Source organism: Anabaena sp. CCY 9402-a (genome assembly GCF_963920945.1).
GTDB classification, from domain to species: domain Bacteria; phylum Cyanobacteriota; class Cyanobacteriia; order Cyanobacteriales; family Nostocaceae; genus Trichormus; species Trichormus minutissimus.
Genome location: NZ_CAWUDL010000080.1, coordinates 1 through 19,332, shown reverse-complemented (window position 1 = coordinate 19,332; position 19,332 = coordinate 1). Strand labels below are relative to the sequence as shown.

15 protein-coding genes are annotated in these 19,332 nt (G+C 40.1%); 8 read left to right on the top strand and 7 right to left on the bottom strand.

Features of this window, described 5'->3' with window-relative positions:
* Positions 1–334 precede the first annotated feature (334 nt).
* The 5 genes from ACM0OR_RS23245 to ACM0OR_RS23225 all read left to right on the top strand — a co-directional run bounded on the left by ACM0OR_RS23245 (position 335) and on the right by ACM0OR_RS23225 (position 9,258).
* A complete protein-coding gene (locus tag ACM0OR_RS23245; RefSeq protein WP_414578930.1) occupies positions 335–3,913 on the top strand; it encodes a response regulator in 3,579 nt (1,192 codons plus the stop codon).
* Positions 3,914–4,124: 211 nt separating this feature from the next.
* Positions 4,125–4,955 carry a CheR family methyltransferase gene (locus ACM0OR_RS23240; protein ID WP_414578940.1) on the top strand — a complete coding sequence of 277 codons (831 nt, stop codon included), beginning with the start codon at positions 4,125–4,127 and terminating at the stop codon, positions 4,953–4,955.
* Positions 4,955–5,527 carry a chemotaxis protein CheB gene (locus ACM0OR_RS23235; RefSeq protein WP_190695281.1) on the top strand — a complete coding sequence of 191 codons (573 nt, stop codon included), beginning with the start codon at positions 4,955–4,957 and terminating at the stop codon, positions 5,525–5,527. The genes ACM0OR_RS23240 and ACM0OR_RS23235 overlap by 1 nt, the downstream gene beginning before the upstream one ends.
* A gap of 4 nt (positions 5,528–5,531) precedes the next feature.
* Positions 5,532–7,634: a response regulator gene (locus tag ACM0OR_RS23230; RefSeq protein WP_414578929.1), complete on the top strand. Its 2,103-nt coding sequence runs from the start codon at positions 5,532–5,534 to the stop codon at positions 7,632–7,634.
* 772 nt (positions 7,635–8,406) lie between these two features.
* Positions 8,407–9,258: a universal stress protein gene (locus tag ACM0OR_RS23225; RefSeq protein WP_190695275.1), complete on the top strand. Its 852-nt coding sequence runs from the start codon at positions 8,407–8,409 to the stop codon at positions 9,256–9,258.
* 81 nt (positions 9,259–9,339) lie between these two features.
* On the opposite strand, the gene psbM is transcribed toward ACM0OR_RS23225, so the two are convergent.
* From psbM to ACM0OR_RS23195, 6 genes are all read right to left on the bottom strand, one after another.
* Positions 9,340–9,456, bottom strand: coding sequence for a photosystem II reaction center protein PsbM (gene psbM / locus ACM0OR_RS23220; protein ID WP_069350885.1), 117 nt, complete (start codon positions 9,454–9,456; stop codon positions 9,340–9,342).
* A gap of 119 nt (positions 9,457–9,575) precedes the next feature.
* Positions 9,576–9,872, bottom strand: a complete 297-nt coding sequence (locus ACM0OR_RS23215; RefSeq protein ID WP_190695272.1) for a 2Fe-2S iron-sulfur cluster-binding protein — start codon at positions 9,870–9,872, stop codon at positions 9,576–9,578.
* A gap of 162 nt (positions 9,873–10,034) precedes the next feature.
* The gene (locus ACM0OR_RS23210; protein ID WP_017318155.1) at positions 10,035–10,172 is read right to left on the bottom strand and encodes a photosystem II reaction center protein K; all 138 of its coding nucleotides are present in this window, start codon (positions 10,170–10,172) and stop codon (positions 10,035–10,037) included.
* 123 nt (positions 10,173–10,295) lie between these two features.
* On the bottom strand, positions 10,296–11,438 hold the full coding sequence (gene tgt, locus ACM0OR_RS23205; protein ID WP_414578928.1) for a tRNA guanosine(34) transglycosylase Tgt: 1,143 nt from the start codon (positions 11,436–11,438) through the stop codon (positions 10,296–10,298).
* Between the two features lie 240 nt (positions 11,439–11,678).
* Positions 11,679–12,131 (bottom strand): hypothetical protein, encoded by a 453-nt coding sequence (locus ACM0OR_RS23200; protein ID WP_414578927.1) that lies wholly within the window; start codon positions 12,129–12,131, stop codon positions 11,679–11,681.
* A 551-nt stretch (positions 12,132–12,682) separates the two neighbouring features.
* Positions 12,683–15,604, bottom strand: a complete 2,922-nt coding sequence (locus ACM0OR_RS23195) for a HEAT repeat domain-containing protein (protein WP_414578926.1) — start codon at positions 15,602–15,604, stop codon at positions 12,683–12,685.
* A gap of 225 nt (positions 15,605–15,829) precedes the next feature.
* Here ACM0OR_RS23195 and ACM0OR_RS23190 point away from each other — a divergent pair, with 225 nt between their 5' ends.
* Positions 15,830–16,210 carry an alr0857 family protein gene (locus ACM0OR_RS23190; protein WP_414578925.1) on the top strand — a complete coding sequence of 127 codons (381 nt, stop codon included), beginning with the start codon at positions 15,830–15,832 and terminating at the stop codon, positions 16,208–16,210.
* A 105-nt stretch (positions 16,211–16,315) separates the two neighbouring features.
* Here ACM0OR_RS23190 and ACM0OR_RS23185 read toward each other — a convergent pair whose 3' ends face one another.
* Positions 16,316–16,522: a hypothetical protein gene (locus ACM0OR_RS23185; protein ID WP_414578924.1), complete on the bottom strand. Its 207-nt coding sequence runs from the start codon at positions 16,520–16,522 to the stop codon at positions 16,316–16,318.
* A gap of 10 nt (positions 16,523–16,532) precedes the next feature.
* Between ACM0OR_RS23185 and ACM0OR_RS23180 the strand changes: the two genes are divergently transcribed.
* On the top strand, positions 16,533–17,978 hold the full coding sequence (locus ACM0OR_RS23180; protein WP_414578923.1) for a hypothetical protein: 1,446 nt from the start codon (positions 16,533–16,535) through the stop codon (positions 17,976–17,978).
* Between the two features lie 2 nt (positions 17,979–17,980).
* Complete coding sequence (locus tag ACM0OR_RS23175; RefSeq protein ID WP_414578922.1) at positions 17,981–19,171, top strand: ARPP-2 domain-containing protein; 1,191 nt, start codon at positions 17,981–17,983, stop codon at positions 19,169–19,171.
* The last annotated feature ends 161 nt before the right edge of the window (positions 19,172–19,332 follow it).

Below are 19,332 nucleotides of genomic sequence, written 5' to 3'. Positions count from 1 at the left end.
CATTTGAACAGGTAATGCTTGTCTCTTCTTCTATAGTGTTTCCTAATCACATGAGTTCTTTCATAGTCTCCTCCTCGCTTGCGGGGAGGGGTGCAGTATTTATGCCTCACTCAACCAAAAAACGCTATATACTGAATAAACACACAACAACCTAAAAAATTATTTTCTAACTGCTTGAATTAAAAACATCCTCAATCATTCTAAAGAACCAACGACTCTAGTTTCTCAAAGAAACTGGACTGTGAAGTCTTACAAGTCAAATAGTATTTATATATTCAATCATAATTTTTTCGCCCTGACCAAAATTAGCGTGAGTAAAACATCCCAAGTAATAATGTTAAACCGCTTGAAAATTGGCTCTAAAATTGGAGCAGGCTTTGCCATGAGTCTATTAATATTAAGTGCAATAGGTTTGATATCTTATAAAAGTACCAAAGAACTAATAATAGCTTCCAGTAGAGAAAAACATACATATAATGTACTTAGTAAAATAGAAGGACTAAGTACGCAGTTGAATAAAGCTGAAACTGGACAAAGAGGTTACATTATTACTGGAGAACAGCGTTATTTAGAACCTTATCTAGCGGCGACAAAATTGCTGGAAAAAAAAATTGCCGAACTTGAAAATCTCACGCTAGATAATCCCCCGCAACAGCGTCGTCTTGATAAGTTACAGCCACTAATTAATCAAAGAATAACTATTCTGAAAGAAGTGATTGATTTGCGGCAGAAACAAGGACTAGATGTGGCGCGTCAAGCTATGCTTACAGATCAGGGACGAGAACTGATGATAGAAATCAGTGACCTGAGCCAGACAATGAAATTAGAGGAATCAAGACTATTAGAGTTGCGCACAAATCAAGCACAGGCTGCTGCTAATCGTACACTAGCTAGTATTACTTATAGTATTCCTTTAGTATCTTTCTTATTGGCTTTAATTGGGTTTTTGTTGACTCGCCATATTTCCACGCCACTTAAGCAAATTTCTGATGCCTCAGAAACTATGGCCAATGGCGATTTATCAGTCAGTTTGCCAAATAACGATCGCCTAGATGAAATTGGTGTATTGACACGCACCTTTAACCAAATGGTAGCAAATCTGCGAATCAGTACCACAAAAAATGAGGAGCAACATTGGCTCAAGTCTAATTTGGCTGAATTTACGCAAATTCTTCAAGGACAGAGACAACTAGAAAGCTTATCAAGGTTCATTTTATCTAAACTCACACCACTGGTTGGCGCACAACAAAGTGTATTTTATATAATGGATAAAATGCAGCAAGAGCCTGTACTTAAAATGTTAAGTAGCTATGCTTATAACGAGCGTAAACATCTATCCAGCCAGTTTCGTTTGGGTGAGGGACTAGTAGGGCAATGTGCCTTAGAAAAACAAAGAATTTTATTAACAGAAGTACCTCAAAATTACATTTATATTAATTCGGGATTGGGGGCATCTCTACCACTCAATATTATTGTATTACCTGTTATCTTTGAAAACCAAGTAACTGCCGTTATCGAACTTGCTTCCTTGGGGCAGTTTAATAAATTACAGTTGATATTTTTAGAACAATTTACTGAAATAATTGGGGTATTTATCAATAATATTGCAGCTAACATACAAACTCAGACTTTACTGGAAGAATCTGTAAGTTTAGCCAATGAGCTAAAAGAAAACAACCAAATTTTAGAACAACAAACACAAGAGTTAGAAACCTCAGAATTACTCCTCAAACAGCAGCAGGAAGAATTGCAACAGTCGAATGAAGAATTACAGCAACTCAATGAAGAATTAGAAGAAAAAGCTGAATTACTAGAAGTACAAAATCAAGAAGTCGCCCGGAAAAATCAAGAAATTGAAAAAGCTAGACAGTCTTTAGAAGAAAAAGCCAAGCAATTATTTTTATCTTCTAAATATAAATCTGAATTTCTAGCTAATATGTCCCATGAGTTACGCACGCCACTAAATAGCTTGTTGATTTTATCCAAGCTTTTAGCAGATAATGTCGCAGGTAATTTAACTAGTAAACAAATAGAATACAGTCAAACTATCTACTCTGCTGGCACTGATTTATTAGAGTTAATTAATGACATTTTAGACCTAGCAAAAATTGAATCGGGAACTTTATCATTAGATTTAGAGGCAATTAAATTCGTAGATTTATATAATTATCTCGAACGTGGTTTCTCTCAAGTTGCTGAAAATCAAGGATTGAGTTTTGCCATTCAACTAGGCGATAACTTGCCCCCAACAATTGTTAGTGATGCCAAACGCCTGCAACAAATACTCAAGAATCTTTTATCTAATGCCTTTAAATTTACTGAAAGGGGAGGCATAACTTTAACAATTAGTATGGCTGTACTCGATACTGGCAATCCCATGATTGCCTTTGCTGTTAGTGATACAGGTATCGGTATTCCAGCCGAGAAGCAACAGGTTGTATTTGAAGCATTTCAGCAGGTAGACGGTACAACCAGCCGTAAGTACGGAGGTACAGGTTTAGGCTTGTCTATTAGCCGCGAACTAACACAGATGTTAGGCGGTAGGTTAGAACTTGTCAGTCAACTAGGACAGGGAAGTACCTTTACACTTTATCTACCCCAAACCTATCCCAGCACTGGAGAAACTCAGCCTCTTACCGCATTACCTCCAGCACCTATTCTGCGAGAAACCCCAATAGAAAAGCTGATCGAACCCTCACCCAGCCAAATCCCAGACGATCGCCAAAAAATTCAGCCAGGCGATCATGTGTTGCTAATCGTCGAGGATGATGAAAAATTTGCCCGCATCCTCCTAGAAATGGCACAGCAAAAAGGTTTTAAGGTCATAGTTGCGCTGCAAAGCAAACAAGCTTTAGCCTTAGCGGAACAGTATCAGCCAGAAGCAATTACCTTAGACATAAATCTGCCAGATATAGACGGGTGGACACTGTTAGATCGATTAAAACACAATCCCCAAACTAGACATATTCCAGTCCATATCATGTCTGTAGATGACAGACAACAACGGGGTTTAAAGTTAGGAGCAATCACTTACTTACAAAAGCCTGTATCAACAGAAGCACTCAATCAGGTATTTACTGATATGAAAAGCTTTATTGCGCGGAAAGTCAAACATCTTCTAGTGATAGAAGATGATCCTGTGCAAGCTCAAAGTATTATCGAACTCATCGGTAATACAGATGTGCAGAGTACATCTGTGGGTACGGGAACAGCCGCACTAGAAATTTTAAAAACCCAGCAGTTTGATTGTATTGTCTTGGATCTAGGTTTGCCTGACATGACTGGCTTGGAACTGATTGAATACATCAAGCAAGAACCGAACCTCTTGAAACTCCCAATCATTGTTTACACAGGCAAAGAACTCTCTCGTCATGAAGAAACCCAACTTAGAAGACTAGCAGAGACAATTATTGTCAAAAATGTGCGATCGCCTGAACGATTGTTAGATGAAACTGCTTTATTCTTACATCGAGTCCAAGCCAACTTACCCCAAGCCAAACGCCAAATCCTCGAACAACTGCAACAAGCTGATCCTGTGCTAGCTAATCGCAAAATTTTGATTGTCGATGATGACCTCAGAAATATCTTCGCCTTGACTAGCCTGTTAGAAAGTTATCAAATAGAAGTTCTGTTTGCTGAAAATGGGCGAGACGGAATTGAGAGACTACAAGCTAACCCTAATGTTGATGCCATATTAATGGATGTGATGATGCCAGAAATGGATGGCTATGAGACTACCCATTACATACGCCAACAACCACAATTTCGTACCCTACCAATTATTGCCCTCACCGCCAAAGCCATGCCAGGCGATCGCGAAAAGTGCATCGGAGCTGGTGCTTCTGATTACATCACTAAACCCGTAGATACAGAACAGTTGCTGTCACTACTTAGGGTTTGGTTGTATAGGTAATTGAACATTTTCCTCTGTTTCCCCTGCTTTTTGCCATCCCTAATCCTCAATATTTTTCCTTGATTGCATAACATTACGTCTATCTGATGATACTTAAATATCAAACGTCCTCCTAGAAGTGAATCACCCCCTAATTTTTAGGGGGATTTTTATTTTTTGAATGGCTCTCCCGTAATGACTTAGGATTGCTATATATTTTGCAATCATGACTATGATTTTGCCTAAACCCAGCTTAGAGGACATTGAAATTCAGTTGTTATTGGAAGGGTTATACCAGTATTACGGTTACGACTTCCGTAATTATGCCCTGGCTTCCCTCAAACGCAGGATTCACAACTTTATGCACTCTCAGGGTTTAAAGAATATTTCTGCATTACAAGAAAAACTACTACACGATCGCACCTGTATGGATCGCTTTTTAGTGAATCTTACAGTCAATGTGACATCAATGTTCCGTGATCCTAGTTTTTATCTGTCTTTTAGAAATAACGTAGTACCACTGCTGAGAACTTATCCCTTTATTCGCATCTGGCACGCTGGTTGTTCCACTGGGGAAGAGGTCTACTCAATGGCAATTGTACTACAAGAAGAACATTTATATCATCGTTGTCGCATATATGCTACTGATACGAATGAAAAGGTATTGCAAACTGCCAAAACTGGGATTTTTCCTCTCAAACTCATGCAAGAGTATACTCAGCTTTATTTGAAAGCAGGCGGTAAGCAGTCTTTTTCAGAATACTATACCGCAGCTTATGACCATGCGATTTTTCGCGCCTCATTAAGAGACAATGTCATCTTTGCCCAGCATAATCTCGCCACTGACAGTTCTTTTAATGAATTTAATGTCATATTTTGCCGCAACGTTTTAATATACTTCAATCAGATACTACAAAAACAAGTACATACATTGTTCTATAACAGTTTGTGTAATTTTGGTATTTTAGGTTTAGGTAGGCAAGAATCACTCAGATTTACGCCCTATGAGCAATACTATGAAGAAATAGCTAAAGGTGAAAAGCTTTACCGGAGGCTAAATTAGTGTGCTTTAAAATTGTAGTGATAGGAACTTCTTTAGGAGGGTTGTCGGCTTTACAAAATATCCTAGGTGATTTACCTAGCGATTTTCCAGCAGCGATAGTCATTGTGCAACATCGTCACAAAGAATCTGACGAAACTTTCAAGGTATTACTCCAAGAATACACATTATTGCCTATCCAGGAGGTAGAAGACAAGTATGAAATCATCCCAGGTAGAGTCTACTTAGCACCGGCAGATTATCATTTATTAGTTGAACCTGGTTATTTTGCGCTTTCTATTGATCAACCGGTTTCTTATGCTAGACCATCTATAGATGTGCTGTTTGAATCAGCAGCTGATACCTACGCAGAACGAGTCATTGGTCTGATATTGACAGGGGCCAATCAAGATGGTAAACAAGGCCTCAAAAAAGTAAAAGCACGGGGAGGTATTACCATCGTACAAGAGCCAAGTACAGCCCAAAGCCCAATTATGCCTGCCGCCGCTATTGCCGATCTGGCAGTAGATTGGATTTTGCCGCTACCAGATATTTCTCATTTACTAGTCAATCTTTGTCACTCTACAGGGAACTGAACTTATGCAGCCCGAACCCAAAGTAAACATCCTCCTGGTGGATGATAAGTTGGAAAATTTGCTGGCACTAGAGGCGATTTTGGAGCGTTTGGGTGCGAATCTAGTCAGAGCGACTACTGGCGAGGAAGCTTTAAGGTGTCTGCTGCATCAAGATTTCGCCGTCATTTTGTTGGATGTGCAAATGCCAGGGATGGATGGTTTTGAAACTGCCACCCTAATTCGTAGCCGGGGGCGATCGCGTCAAACTCCGATTATCTTTTTGACGGCATTTAGTACCAACGACCAAATGCTATTTAAGGGTTATGCTTTAGGGGCTGTGGATTATCTGCTCAAACCCATAGACTCGAATATTTTGCTGTCTAAAGTGACAGTATTTGTAGAACTATTTAAGAAAACTCAAGCAGTCCAAAGTCAAGCAGCTCAACTCACCGCCATGAATGCCGAACTACGGCAAAGTAAGGAAAGATTTTGTTCTTTGAGTACCTGTTCACCTGTAGGCATTTTTGAAATTGACACAGAAGGTTTATGTAAATATACTAATCCTCGTTATCAGGCAATTTGTGAATTGAGTGCTGTAGAGAGTTTACAAATAACATGGCTAGAATCAGTTCATCTAGAAGATAGAGAAAGAGCGATCGCCAGTTGGTCTGCATATATTCAACAAGGTACTGATTATTCCGAAGAATTCCAGTTTCAAACAACTGATGGTAGTTTGCGGTGGGTACAAGTGCGTTCTTCGCCTATGATCTCCAATCAAGGCGAATTATTAGGCTATGTGGGGACTTTAGAAGACATTACCGCCCGCAAACAAGCCGAAGAAATTCGCGCTCAAGTCATTCGGGAACAAACTGCTAGACAAGAAGCAGAAGCCACAAATCGAATGAAGGACGAGTTCTTGGCGGTGTTATCCCACGAACTCCGCACACCCCTAACCGCGATGTTGGGCTGGTCAAAAATCCTCCGCGCCAAAAAATTAGATGAAAAAGCTACAGCCCGCGCCTTAGAAGCAATTGAACGGAATGCTAACACTCAGGTGCAGCTAATTGAAGATATTTTAGATATATCTAGGATTATTCGGGGTCAGCTGAGGCTCAATTTCTGTGCTGTCAATCCCATCACTGTGGTCGAAACAGCTTTAGAGGTAGTGCGACCCCTCGCGGATACAAAAGGAATTAAATTATGTACTGCCCTCGATGCTACCTTGGGTTCAGTCTGTGGCGATCCGGCTCGTTTGCAGCAAATTATCTGGAATCTCCTTACCAACGCTATTAAATTTACACCCGAAGGTGGTCAAGTAGAAGTACACCTAGAAGGTGTAGAATCGGAAAGCTTTATTCAAGATGAACTCTTACCGCCAAAAGACAATCATCACTCTTCCACTTCTATTGCTTTGAGTATTCCTAAATCTTCTGTTTGCGCTCAAATCAAAGTCATCGACACAGGAATTGGGATTGACCAGAAATTTCTTCCCAACGTATTTGAGCGTTTCCGGCAAGCAGACAGCACTACCACGCGATCGCACAGTGGACTAGGTTTGGGACTGTCGATCGTCAGGCATTTAGTAGAGTTGCACGGCGGCAAAATAGCTGCGGACAGTCCCGGAGAAGGGCAAGGTGCAACTTTTACTGTACAGCTACCACTGATTTACACAGGTAAAGAGATTTTTGGTCAACCAAGAGAAAATATTCTGGCTCTTAATTCTACTCCCCTCGAAGGCATCAACGTATTAATTGTTGATGATGAAACCGATACCCGTAATTTCTTGGTTTTCTTGTTGGAAGAGTATGGAGCGATCGCCGATATTGCCGCATCAACTGATACAGCCTTAGCACTGATTGAACAATCAAAACCAGATATTCTGATTAGTGATATTGGAATGTCAGGACAAGATGGCTACACTCTGATTCGGAAATTACGCGGTCTTGAAGCACAACAGGGAGGCAATATTCCCGCGATAGCTCTCACTGCATTTTCTCGTGAAGAAGACCGTCTGCAAGCTCTCAAAGCTGGGTTTCAACAACATATCTCTAAACCTGTTGACCCCAATAAATTAATTGCTACAGTCACTAGGCTGCTACAATTACCGTCTTCAGTTTCCATGAGTTAATGCGAATATATTGTAAAAAAAAGGCGGAGTTATCCGCCCTAGATATTCACCATTCTTGATAATCAGATATTTTCGATTATCTGATATGGATATGAAGAATATATGACAAAAATGTGGCATTCTCTTCTCTAAAGAATCTTACTGGAAAAAACTGATGAGAATGATATATTTCTTATTAGTCTACTGTAGTAGAAAAATTTTTTTTACAAAAGTTTATATATAACTCTCATGTAGATATATAAAAATTTGTAACCCGTGCTGTATTTTACAATAATTAACTAGTTTTTTATAAAAATATCAAATTTATTAATTACTTACTTATGATGGTAATATTTTTTTCTAATTGATATAGAATACAAAAATTATATTACTACAGCGATTCTTACGCAGCTTTTAGACTTATATTTATCACACTCAAGACCTAAACATAAGTTTACAGAACCTTTGCAATACTTAATTAATTTATAATTAAAAATATTTAATATAGATTAAAAAAAATAACTAATATCATAAATTATGAACTTTATCAGGCAATATTAAGAGTAAGCTTAATTATTGAAACCTAGTTGAAAAGTTAAGTAAATAAGCCACAAATAAACTTAAAGAATCATTAGTATTTCAGATAATTACTTCTTTTAGTGTTAATGGCTAATGATTAAAAGTTGAATTGTGCTAGCTTAATTACTAGGTTGTTGAGCAAAGTGGTGACAATCTCATCGGCATTAACTACTAAAGATTAAACACCAAGCAACCTTAACAACAAGAAGTAACAATGATAGAAAAGATTTTGCTAGCGGTTTCTGGGTTAGGACACGCCGAAGAAATGCTCAAAACTTTGAAGGAAGTGCCATCAATCCAAAATGCAAAAGTAACAGTTCTGCACGTTGTTCCTGCTCAAAGCACTTCGGCGGCAATGACAGACAAATGGGAAGAAGGTGGTAAAATTCTAGCGAATGCCATTCAATCTTTGAATTTAGATCCTTCTCAAGTATCTTCGATATTGCGCCAAGGTGATCCGAAAGATGTTGTCTGTCAGGTAGCAGATGAAATGGATGCTGACTTAATTATTATGGGTTCACGCGGACTCAAGCGTCTGCAATCAATTTTATCGAACTCAGTCAGTCAGTATGTTTTTCAATTGTCTTCTCGCCCCATGTTGCTGGTTAAGGATGACATTTATGTCAAAAAAATTAAGCGCATCATGGTGGCGATGGATAACTCTGATGCAGCCAAACATTGCTTAAATTTAGCTTTCTTCTTATTGCAGGGTATTCAGGGTAGTCAATTAATTTTGGCGAATGTCACTACTGATTTACGTGGTAAAACCTCGGAAGTGGCTGAAATTAGCCCAGACAAAAACCCAGTTTTAGCCGCAGCCGTAGCAGAAGCGCAAAAATACGGTGTGTCTACTCGCTGCTATTCCAGTAGCGGTAAACCTGGAGAAGAAATTTGTCGCTTGACAGAACAATTGAGCGTAGATTTATTATTGCTCGGTTCTCCCGATCGCCGGCCATCAGTGGCTAAGAATTTTGTCGATATCGACCGGCTCATCGGTGCTTCTCTGTCAGATTATGTTCGTGTTAATGCGACTTGTCCTGTTTTATTAGCACGAACAACTGCTTAACTGCCTTCTTAGTCTAGCAGTTGATCAATAAAAACCCCCATACCATACAGTATAGGGGGTTTTATTTTATACAGACAATGATCAACTATCTTTTTTACCTTCGCGGCTGGCAGTTTGGATGTAAAGAATTATCAAAAATACGGCGGGAACTAGCACGAACAGAATGCTCGCTACGAACCCTAGCTCATTAACTTGCATGGCAAGGAAGCCTCTCTCTAATTTCCATTTAACAATTTTAGAATAGCATTATCAATGCCAGTGTTAGCTCTTTTTTTTTACTTCCCTGCATCAGCCTTTGCAGGGAAGAATTAAAAAGATTAAGGTTTAGTCACTACGCTGACTGCGCCATTTACTAAAGTTTGACAAGCGAGACGGTAATTAGCAGGCTTTTTCTTCAGCATCCGGTTTTCCACATCTGTAGGAGTAGAAAGATTTTCTATGCCTTCAACTATCTCAACTACACAAGTACCACACTGACCGTTACCGCCGCAATTTGTGAGTTTGCCAATAAATTTATAAATGTCAATCCCATTTTCTATTGCTTTTAACCGCAAATTAGCACCATCCGCCGCGATGATTTCTTTATTTTCTTTGACAAATTTGATATTGCCCATAACTGAATAATTCCTCTTTAACTGCACGCTGGCCGGGCTGTACATCTATCTTACTGAGTCTACCCTAATTTATTACAAAAAATTAAGAATCATCAAGAGAGAATAAGCACAAAAAAATAGGACAGGTGCTTTACCTGTCCCATCAATTGATTATTTCTTAACTTACCTAAATCCCACTGCGGCTTGCCATACGAAAGCAAGCAATAAAAAGAAAACGGGAATAAGGGGGAGAACGTCTACCAAAGGATCAAAAATTTGGTAAGCTTCAGGCAATTTTGCTAATAACAGTGCTGCTTCCATGTTTGTTTAAATCCACCTAATCCAACACAGCTTTCATAATTGAGATGTATCTTAACACGGTTTGGGCATTGGGAATTGGGCAATTCCATTTTGGATAGGATTTCCATGTGACATCTAAAATTCCTATTCCTCATTCCCTATTCCCAATTCTCCATTTTCTGATGAATTGAGCCAGTGACCAAACTCTGCCATGAAGCGATCGCTTAATATAGCTTCCCGAATTTTTTGGGTAAAACGAATCAGTTCGGTAATATTATGAATACTCAATAAGGTATAGGCTAAAATTTCTTGCGATCGCACTAAATGGGAAATATAAGCCCGGCTAAAATTTTGACACGCATAACAAGGGCAAGTTTCATCTAGCGGCGTAAAATCTTCACGGAATTTCGCATTTTTTAAATTCCAACGTTCACCTTTAACCATTGCTGTGCCATGTCTAGCCCAACGGGTAGGAATCACGCAATCAAATAAGTCTATACCAGAGGCGATCGCAATTACCATTTCTCGATACGTACCTACACCCATTAAATAACGTGGCTTTTCGGGTGGTAACAAGGGTGCTGTAGCTTGGACAATTTGCGCCATCATTTCTGGCGGTTCTCCCACACTCACACCGCCAATCGCGTACCCAGGTAAATCTAGCTGAGTTAAAGCATTAGCAGCTTTGGCACGTAAATCTAGATATACGCCTCCTTGCACAATACCAAATAATGCCTGATCACTACGCTGATGAGCGACAGTGCAGCGTTCTAGCCAACGGTAAGTGCGCTCAGTTGCAGCTTCTACCTCTTGGCGGCTAGCTGGGTAAGGTGGACATTCATCAAAGGCCATGATGACATCAGCCCCTAGAATATTCTGAATTTCTATCGAGCGTTCTGGCGTTAACTTAATAATTTGCCCATCATGAGGAGAGCGGAAAGTTACTCCTTCTTCCGTAATTTTCCGCATTTCACTTAAGCTGAACACCTGAAACCCACCAGAATCAGTCAGCATCGGCCCATCCCAGCCCATGAACTTATGCAAACCGCCTCCACCAGCAACAATTGCTTCCCCTGGTTGGAGATGGAGATGATAGGTATTAGATAGAACCATCTGCGCCCCAGTTTCTTTTAATTGGGCTGGGGTAACAGTTTTGACATTAGCCAGCGTTCCCACAGGCATAAATCGAGGAGTTTCTACAACACCGTGAGGGGTGAAAAATACACCGGCTCTAGCTTTAGTCTGGCTACAACGCGCCAGAGACTGAAAAGAAAATATGGCACTCAAGGTAAAAATAAGGTGATTTCACTATATGGACAAACTTAATGAGAACTTAAGCGTAAACTTACTTATTGAGATGATGGTCAATTTTCCATGTTCAACCCAAACCTGCATTTCTTTGTTCCTCAAGCATAAATTCTCACAATAATTGGTAATAGACAAACAGCAATTGATGTTACTTCATCTGCTACCGTGTATCTATTACCAATTTGTAACTTTTTGAGTATATTGTATTTAGATTATTATTTAAAACGAATCACAACAGTCATCATCAATTTCTGCATCCCATCTAGCAGCCAGCACTTCATCCATCATCGCCTCTATAGGATTGACATTCCATCGCCTTTCTTTGCGTTCTTGCATAGGGGTTGATAAGGGAATCAATCGCAAACAGATGCCTTCTTGCATTAAATCAAAGTAGGTTTCTTGTTGCAGAGACTGCTTGAGTTCTAAATAATCAAAACTATCAACATTCAAGTAAAGCGCATTGTTAGCGACTAAGGTAGACCTTTGCGGGTTAGCAAATACTTCCATCACATCCCCTTCACCCTCGCTCAGTAGCTTATCTTCTTGGGTGTAGATGTAGTGGACTCGACCTAAATCAGCCAATAGTCGTTTCATGTCGAGTTTGTTCACAATGATGCCCGTGTTAACAATGCACGGAGCAGGTATCTTGGTGTCGGGTAGATGATGACTCATAGAAAAAATGAAAATGAGCGTGAGTGAGTCCAACGCAGCTAGACAATTGCTTACACAGCTTGTTGAGCCTCTACATAAAAAAATATCAACTTTTGAGCGCGATCGTTTAATAACCTCAAGTAGATTATTAACTTTCGGTGGCAAAACAAAACTATACTACGTAGGAATTTACTGTGTCGCAATTTTAGCTTGTTGAATCTAAATGGTATTGCGTTGTGATAAGCGGGAAAAAAACGAGATTACAGAGTCCAGCATAGCAAAATTTGCTGAGTGATCCCGTCATTAACCACAATCTTATTTAAAGATTTAAAATTTATGAGGACTTACACAACGAGACGCCTTGCTGTGAGAGGATATAAGGCTTACATCGTGAGATGTTAAGTGTTTTTTCCGTTCCCTGCGGTAGCGTTGCGTATCCGTAGAATTCACCCCGAAGGGTACGCGAAGCGTGTCGTAGACACAGGCTAGTTGAGATACTCACCAACCTAAAGGTGCGATGATTCTTGACGGTTCACGGCAACTAGCAACCGTTTAAAATGCTATGAGTTGAACTAAAAACTCGTACACCAAGCTTGATTAAACTCTTGATAACTCATATTTTCTGCACAGTACCACATCAGTTTGTAGGCATCACAATATAGTTGTAAATTCTGTTCTTGTACCGCATCAGCAAAATATTCCTTTAAAGACACAATAACTTTTGGTAACTGTTCATGCAGAATAGTTTCTTTGATATTATCTGCTGCTCGTTTGCGTAAAGATTTGTTTTTAGTTGCCTTGAGCAGGGCTAATAAAGTTGTCAATGCTATTTCATTACCTGGATCAAATTCCGCTAACTTGTAAGCCCTGCGTCTTTTAATATTTTCATCATCAGAGGATGATATACCTCTAACTAATGCCGGAACTTTTCCAGCATTAGAAGAAAATATAGGGTTATATTGTAGTAGCTTTTTATTTTTTTGTTTAGTTTTAATTCCTCCGCAACGCAAGACAATTAAATTTTCTACAGCTTGTCGTTGTTGTGATGTATCTATAGCTGATGTAGCTATTGTTTCTAATGTCGAAATAGCGATCGCATTTCCAGCATCTAGTTTTCCCAATGAATAAGCAGCTTTGCGGCGTGTGGCTTCATTCTTAGTACATTGTATCACTTGTACCAACGCCGCGATCGCGATAGAGTTACTGGGGTCAACTCTACCCAAACTATAGGCTGCTTGCCAACGGATAGATTCATGACGGACTGTTTTAACTAAGTTTTCTAGTGTAGCGATCGCAATTTTATTTCCAGGGTCAAAAGTTCTACCCAGACTGTAAGCAGCATTCCAACTATCAAACTCATTTTGGCATGATTGAATAAATTTTTCTAGGGCGGCGATCGCTTTTACACGATCAGTTTTGAGTAACGCTACCCGCGCACCTTCCACAATAGGCGGCGGATATCTCCACCACTTTTGTTTTTGCAAATGAAAATAGCCAAAACGCCACCTAATTAATTGCTGAATAATGTCATCAGCATTTTGATAATCGCCAAACTCTGCTAGACATTGTGCTGCTAAAAAGTAGGCTTGATAACCATAAAATCCGCCACATTTATCATCAAAATTAATTAAAGCTTGGATAAATGCTGTTTTATCTGCTTGCAGTATATCGTTTCTACCAAGCCATAGTAAAATTACTTCCCGCCATTGTGGTTCAAAAATATGGTAATTATTTTCTATATGTAGTGAACAATTTTCACTACTCTCCATTTGAGAATTTAAGAAGAACTGCCAATTTGTAGTAGCTTGAGCAGCAAAATATTCTTGAAAAGTTGGATGGTAAAAAGCATAAACTCTTTCGCTTACATTTTCTGAAATCCCAACTTGATTTAGCCAACCTAATTGCAAAGCTAATTGGAATAAACCATCATCAGGATTACCCAACACTTGACATAAAAAGCTATGTTTCAGGCGAAATTTAGTTTTCTCTTGAGTAATAGCTAATAATGCTAATTCTCCTAATGCTTTATTTAATTGCTGTCTCTCAGCTAAATTTGTAGGAAAACGGTCTTGCTTCCACTCATAAATTGCCTCAACAAATTGCTCATATAGCATGGCTTTAGTAGTAGGCAAGCTTCCTTGTCCCAATCCCCAAATGCGGCATAATAAAGCCAACCGTAAAGGATTTTTCACAGCATCTCTAATTCGTCGCCGTTCGGGTTGATCTAACTCAAAGCGTAGTTTTTCACCTATAGTTGAATCTGCACGAAACCATCGTTGAATAAATTGTCCTACTCGATCTGGTGTTTGACTATCACCGTAGGTAAAATGCAAGTTGCAATAGGTATCGAAATTTTCTAAAACATTCTTCCCCGCATCCCAAACATTGCGCCGACAAGTCAAAATCACCGTAGCATCTGCTACCCAACCTTTAAGATAACTGGCGATTTTTGCTAAAGCCAGAGTAGATGCGATCGCCATTTCATCTACAGCATCTAGTAATAACCATACCCGTCCCTGATTAAACTGTTGGCAGAATTCCTCCTCTATCTCTGCGGAAACACGTAGCTTGCGAGTAGCTGAAGGTAGCCAATTTTGAATTAAATACTGTTCTAAACTCTTACCCTGTAAGTCTGCTAAAGAAATCCAGATTGGCAAGTCTGTAGTATTTTCTAATACCCAAGTAGCAATTTTCTGAAGTAAAGTAGTTTTTCCTGCCCCTGATTCGCCAATAATAGCAATCCGTTTACTTTGTTTTGGTTTGATTACCTGTTGCAAAAATTCCTCATGGTCAAAAGTTTGAGTAACTTCAGTATCGTCAGGTTCATATAAACGAGAACCTTCTTGGGGAGTCACATCACCACGATAACGCGATCGCTTTTTCTGTTCCACCAATCCCAAAGACACATAAACTTGATCCAATTCAAAACTTAAACCATCAGCGATAGTTAGAGGATTGGTTGTGAGTCGTTTAATATTGTTGACTTCTAAATCACCACGACAAATTTGTTGCCAATCCAGGAGTAATACAGAAGAAGAGTTTTCAATAGATATCTCTGTTCTGGCTGCGACTTGCTGAGACTTTACTGGACGACGACATTCCCATTCCCGATCAAATTGTTGCAAGTTGGCTGCTATATCTTGGCGTTTATGCCACAAATTGAGAGTAAAGTGCCAAATTTCCGAACCGCTACGAGATGGACGGTTATCTTCTAAAATCTCCAAAAAATCAGCAAACCGCTTCAGGGATTCCTTAATTTGTTCGGCGTTTAATTCAATATCACCAGAAATCAAACTTGTTAGAGACTGGATAAATCTAACTTTCGTTCTGACAACTAACCGATATTCACTTTGCCAACGAGTTTGAATCTGAGGACGCAAAGCATCTAAAGCTGCATCATCGCAGTCTATTGCATCATTAGCATAAGCCAACAACAACCCTAATAAATGCCGCGATCGCCTTTTTGCTTCTGGGCCATAACTCGCTCTTGCCATTTTTATTGTCGCCGAAATTAACAAAGTCCGGGGAATCCCCTAAGTTTAGCAACTTCCCCCAGCTTGCACAGCCAGATTTTACAAGCAGTTGAGACAATAAGCATCTTGATTCGCTTAGGGGAAACTCCTCCGCATATCCTGAATTTATAGACAAAGCGACTCAAGCATATAAATAGAAACCTCAATCTATAAATCAGCAACCGAAAAATATTACTAAAAACGATTATGTTAAAACTAACTTACACAGAAAATAGCTTTCACCTAGAACATCTCAACGAATCTTTGTCAGATTGGGTAAGCACAAGAGTCATCTTAGCTCTGCGTTCAGCTACAAAACTTCATATCGAACCCAGCACTGCGGCATTTCTGATTGCAACTGAATCATCTCTCATACCTGACTTAGAACAGCTATCTCAAGAACATCCCTTAGAAATTTGCCCTTGTGACACTTCCTCAGCCGAAGTTATTCTAAAAGGCACTTGGCTAACATCCGATATAGAAAGCGAAACAGGAATTTTTGTGACAACCTTGAGGCAATCCACTGAATTACTCCTCCAACACCTCTTCAAAACCCAGCAACAACCAACTACAGCCTTAGTGAATTAACTTAGGAAACACTCTGCGCCCCTCTGCATTCACTTAGCGTTACTCTGCGTTAAAAAACTTACAAGCCTTAGTCACCCTCTTGTATAAGTCTTGCTGTTCGCGGGACTATGGTACAACTTCCGAACCCAGTCTTGAAAACTGTCCTAGCCAGTTGTGCCGCCTTTCCCCGAACAGCACCCCCTTCAAAAATATTGACACAATTTTCAGTCTTGCTGTTTGCGGGACTTTGGTATAACTTCCGTTCCAACCTGTTAAGTTGTCCAGCCTAGTTATGCCGTTTTCTCCCCAAATAGCATCCTCATGTTTTAACACTATTACTCTTATGAATACTCATAATACCAACCGTACCGATCAGGTAGCACAGGAAGATTTGGTAATGTTTATCAATGCTTGTCTTGCTTGCACAGGACAGCGTGAATTTTATGATGATGCTTACGGACAAAGACTATCAATTGATTTTTTACACGATTATATTCTAGGTAACTACCGCCTACTGTATGTCCGTTCCTTAGCAGCAGGTATCAACCATTTCAATCAAGCCCAAATCATCCTGAAACTACTAGCCACAGGAAGTGATACACATCCAGAGCATCGAGAAGAAGAAGGCTCACTCATCGCCCATGCACTCAACACTCTACCACCGCAGAGAGCTTGGGGAGTATTGCAACAACTACGCCAAAGAAAAATTAACAATCGTCGTAGTAGAGCGATCGCACGGGATTATTTAAGTATGCGGCGTGATCTAAATTTTGATGCTGTGAAGTATCGTGCTAAGGTACGAGCGATCGCCACTCATGCACACTTGAAATTACAAGGTGAATTAAGTAATTTCCTGTTTCGCAACGGGCAGAAAAAAGTTTATACCACCGAGCTATTTGAAAACTTTCGCCAAGCACATTACAGTGCTGAAGCAGTGTATCAACTGCCTTTTACAGTCGCCGAAGGCTTGGCCACAAAACATAAAATTCCCCGCGACGTTTTCTTATCCCGAATTCAACAGCAAATGACTTTGGGTGAAAAGTTACGTTTCCAAGGTGCGGCAGAACGTTTTGAAAAAACAAATATATATATAGATGTAGATTTGGGTCGTATTCCCCTCACCAAGCTGGCGTTATATATCCTTTCCTTACCTCTAGAAACACGACAACAGCAACAAGAAGTTTTCACCCAAGCTTTGGTGCGATCGGCACAATTAGTGTTAAAAAAAGCACCTATGCAACTTGGGAAAGTTGCAGCCGTCTTAGATTGTAGCTATTCCAGTTCTGGCTCTAGTGAAAAGCATCGCCGTCCTTTGGGTGTAGCCGTTGCTGCACACTACCTATTAAAAGCAGCATCACGAGAATATCAACCCTTTTGGACAGTACCCACCACAGATCCACTCCAAGCCCGTCCTTTTGGACAGACTGACTTAGCCACACCACTACTAGCAGCCTTAGCATCCGGCGCAGACTTAGTAGTGATTGTATCTGACGGTTGCGAAAACGATCCACCCAACGGTGCGGCAGAAGTGTTACGAATTTATCGCACCAAATTAGATCCCCAACAACAAACCTCCATCATTCACTGCAACCCTGTATTTAATACTGAAGACTTTTCCTTACATAACCTCAGCCCCAGCATTCCCACTGTCGGACTCAGAGATGCAGAAGATTTACCGACAATGCTCGGCTTTGCCCGGTTTGCTGATGGTTCTGCACCTTTATCAGAACTAGAAGCTTATTTAGCCGCAAGAGTGCAACAAATGTTGAACAATTCCATCAAGGCTTAAACATGGCACAGAAGAAAAGATTATTAACAGATATATCTCTCAAAGGATTAGAAATTGCACCTTCACAAGTCAGAGGCGCAATCCGTATTGTGCCACTAATCCGGCGGAACATACGTAATGATTTGCGCTTAATACGTCGTCCCTATCAAGAGGATATGACAGTCGTTGGACTCGAAGGAAAAATTACAGAACCAGGGATGAAATATTTTTCTTATGTCCCCCACGGCTTAGTCATGTCCTGGACTGATGATGGTAGTCCTGTAGCAGCTTGTGGTGGACAGATAGTCAAGCCTGATGGTCAACGTCAAGAATGTGGTTGTACAAGCGTGCGGTTAATGCACCGTATGGCCAAGCGAGAATCAGCTAACCAACTCAGATTTCTGCCTTTACACCTAGCAATGGAAGGTTTTTTATCGCTGTTTTTCTCTGGACCGACAATTGCTTGGAGTGAATATTCTAAATATGCACTCTCTCATGGGTTGGGTTCGCGCTACGAAACTTCGGTGAGTGGACGTTACATTGCTGGCTTGGAAGATGCTTTACGTGTGTTTGAAATTCACGAAAGACAAGTTGGGGTGTTAGTCTTCGTTGCCGAATCATTAGCATCAGCTTTTGTAGTCCCCACTCCAGAAGACTATCGTGCCTTACATACCAGCCTTCTAGAGGATTTCTACGGTGAGTTGATTTACCAGTACAGCTTACTTTACGACACAACCTGGCCAATGGACACAACTATAGAAGATGAGTCTAAGATTAATAGTTTGGCAGATTTGAAAGGAGCGATCGCTAAAATGCGAGATGACTGGGCATCGTTCCAAGGCTTTATGGCAGAGGGATTATTACAACGCCAGTTAAATTCTCAGATAGTTTATACGGCTGGTTCTTTTCTACTGCAAAGATTCATCACAGACTTACAACCCAAACACAAAAACTACATTGGCGAAGTAATCATCCGGGAATCAGGAGAACTAGAATATCTCAAAACTTATCGCCTATCAGAATCACAAACTCGTCGGGCTTACCTACTAAGTCAGCTAGCCAAACACAACTGGAATCTCGAAGCCACTGCCAAGGCACTCTCCCAAACTAGCCATGACTTCATTTCTCGTCTAGAATCTGCTGGCTTTGGATACTTGCTAAATCAAGCAGTGCGTGATGCTGCACTCAAAAAAACCAAAAAATCATCGAGATGATTGGCTCACGTAGGTAGATTAGAGGAAATAGCAGAAAAATTGTAGCCTGGAATGCTTATCTGATAAGGATTCTGAAGAGTAATAAAAAGACTGCAAGATTTTTTTCAAAAAAAGGAGTTGACAATAGTGGGGAGGTTAGATATATTGGATAAGTGCCTGAA

Coding starts and splice junctions, on each gene's coding strand:
- ACM0OR_RS23200 (WP_414578927.1), bottom strand. CDS start 12,131: ATGAGTCATCATCTACCCGACACCAAGATACCTGCTCCGTGCATTGTT.
- ACM0OR_RS23215 (WP_190695272.1), bottom strand. CDS start 9,872: ATGGGCAATATCAAATTTGTCAAAGAAAATAAAGAAATCATCGCGGCG.
- psbM (WP_069350885.1), bottom strand. CDS start 9,456: ATGCAAGTTAATGAGCTAGGGTTCGTAGCGAGCATTCTGTTCGTGCTA.
- ACM0OR_RS23210 (WP_017318155.1), bottom strand. CDS start 10,172: ATGGAAGCAGCACTGTTATTAGCAAAATTGCCTGAAGCTTACCAAATT.
- ACM0OR_RS23245 (WP_414578930.1), top strand. CDS start 335: ATGTTAAACCGCTTGAAAATTGGCTCTAAAATTGGAGCAGGCTTTGCC.
- ACM0OR_RS23180 (WP_414578923.1), top strand. CDS start 16,533: ATGAATACTCATAATACCAACCGTACCGATCAGGTAGCACAGGAAGAT.
- ACM0OR_RS23240 (WP_414578940.1), top strand. CDS start 4,125: ATGATTTTGCCTAAACCCAGCTTAGAGGACATTGAAATTCAGTTGTTA.
- ACM0OR_RS23230 (WP_414578929.1), top strand. CDS start 5,532: ATGCAGCCCGAACCCAAAGTAAACATCCTCCTGGTGGATGATAAGTTG.
- ACM0OR_RS23190 (WP_414578925.1), top strand. CDS start 15,830: ATGTTAAAACTAACTTACACAGAAAATAGCTTTCACCTAGAACATCTC.
- ACM0OR_RS23195 (WP_414578926.1), bottom strand. CDS start 15,604: ATGGCAAGAGCGAGTTATGGCCCAGAAGCAAAAAGGCGATCGCGGCAT.
- ACM0OR_RS23175 (WP_414578922.1), top strand. CDS start 17,981: ATGGCACAGAAGAAAAGATTATTAACAGATATATCTCTCAAAGGATTA.
- ACM0OR_RS23225 (WP_190695275.1), top strand. CDS start 8,407: ATGATAGAAAAGATTTTGCTAGCGGTTTCTGGGTTAGGACACGCCGAA.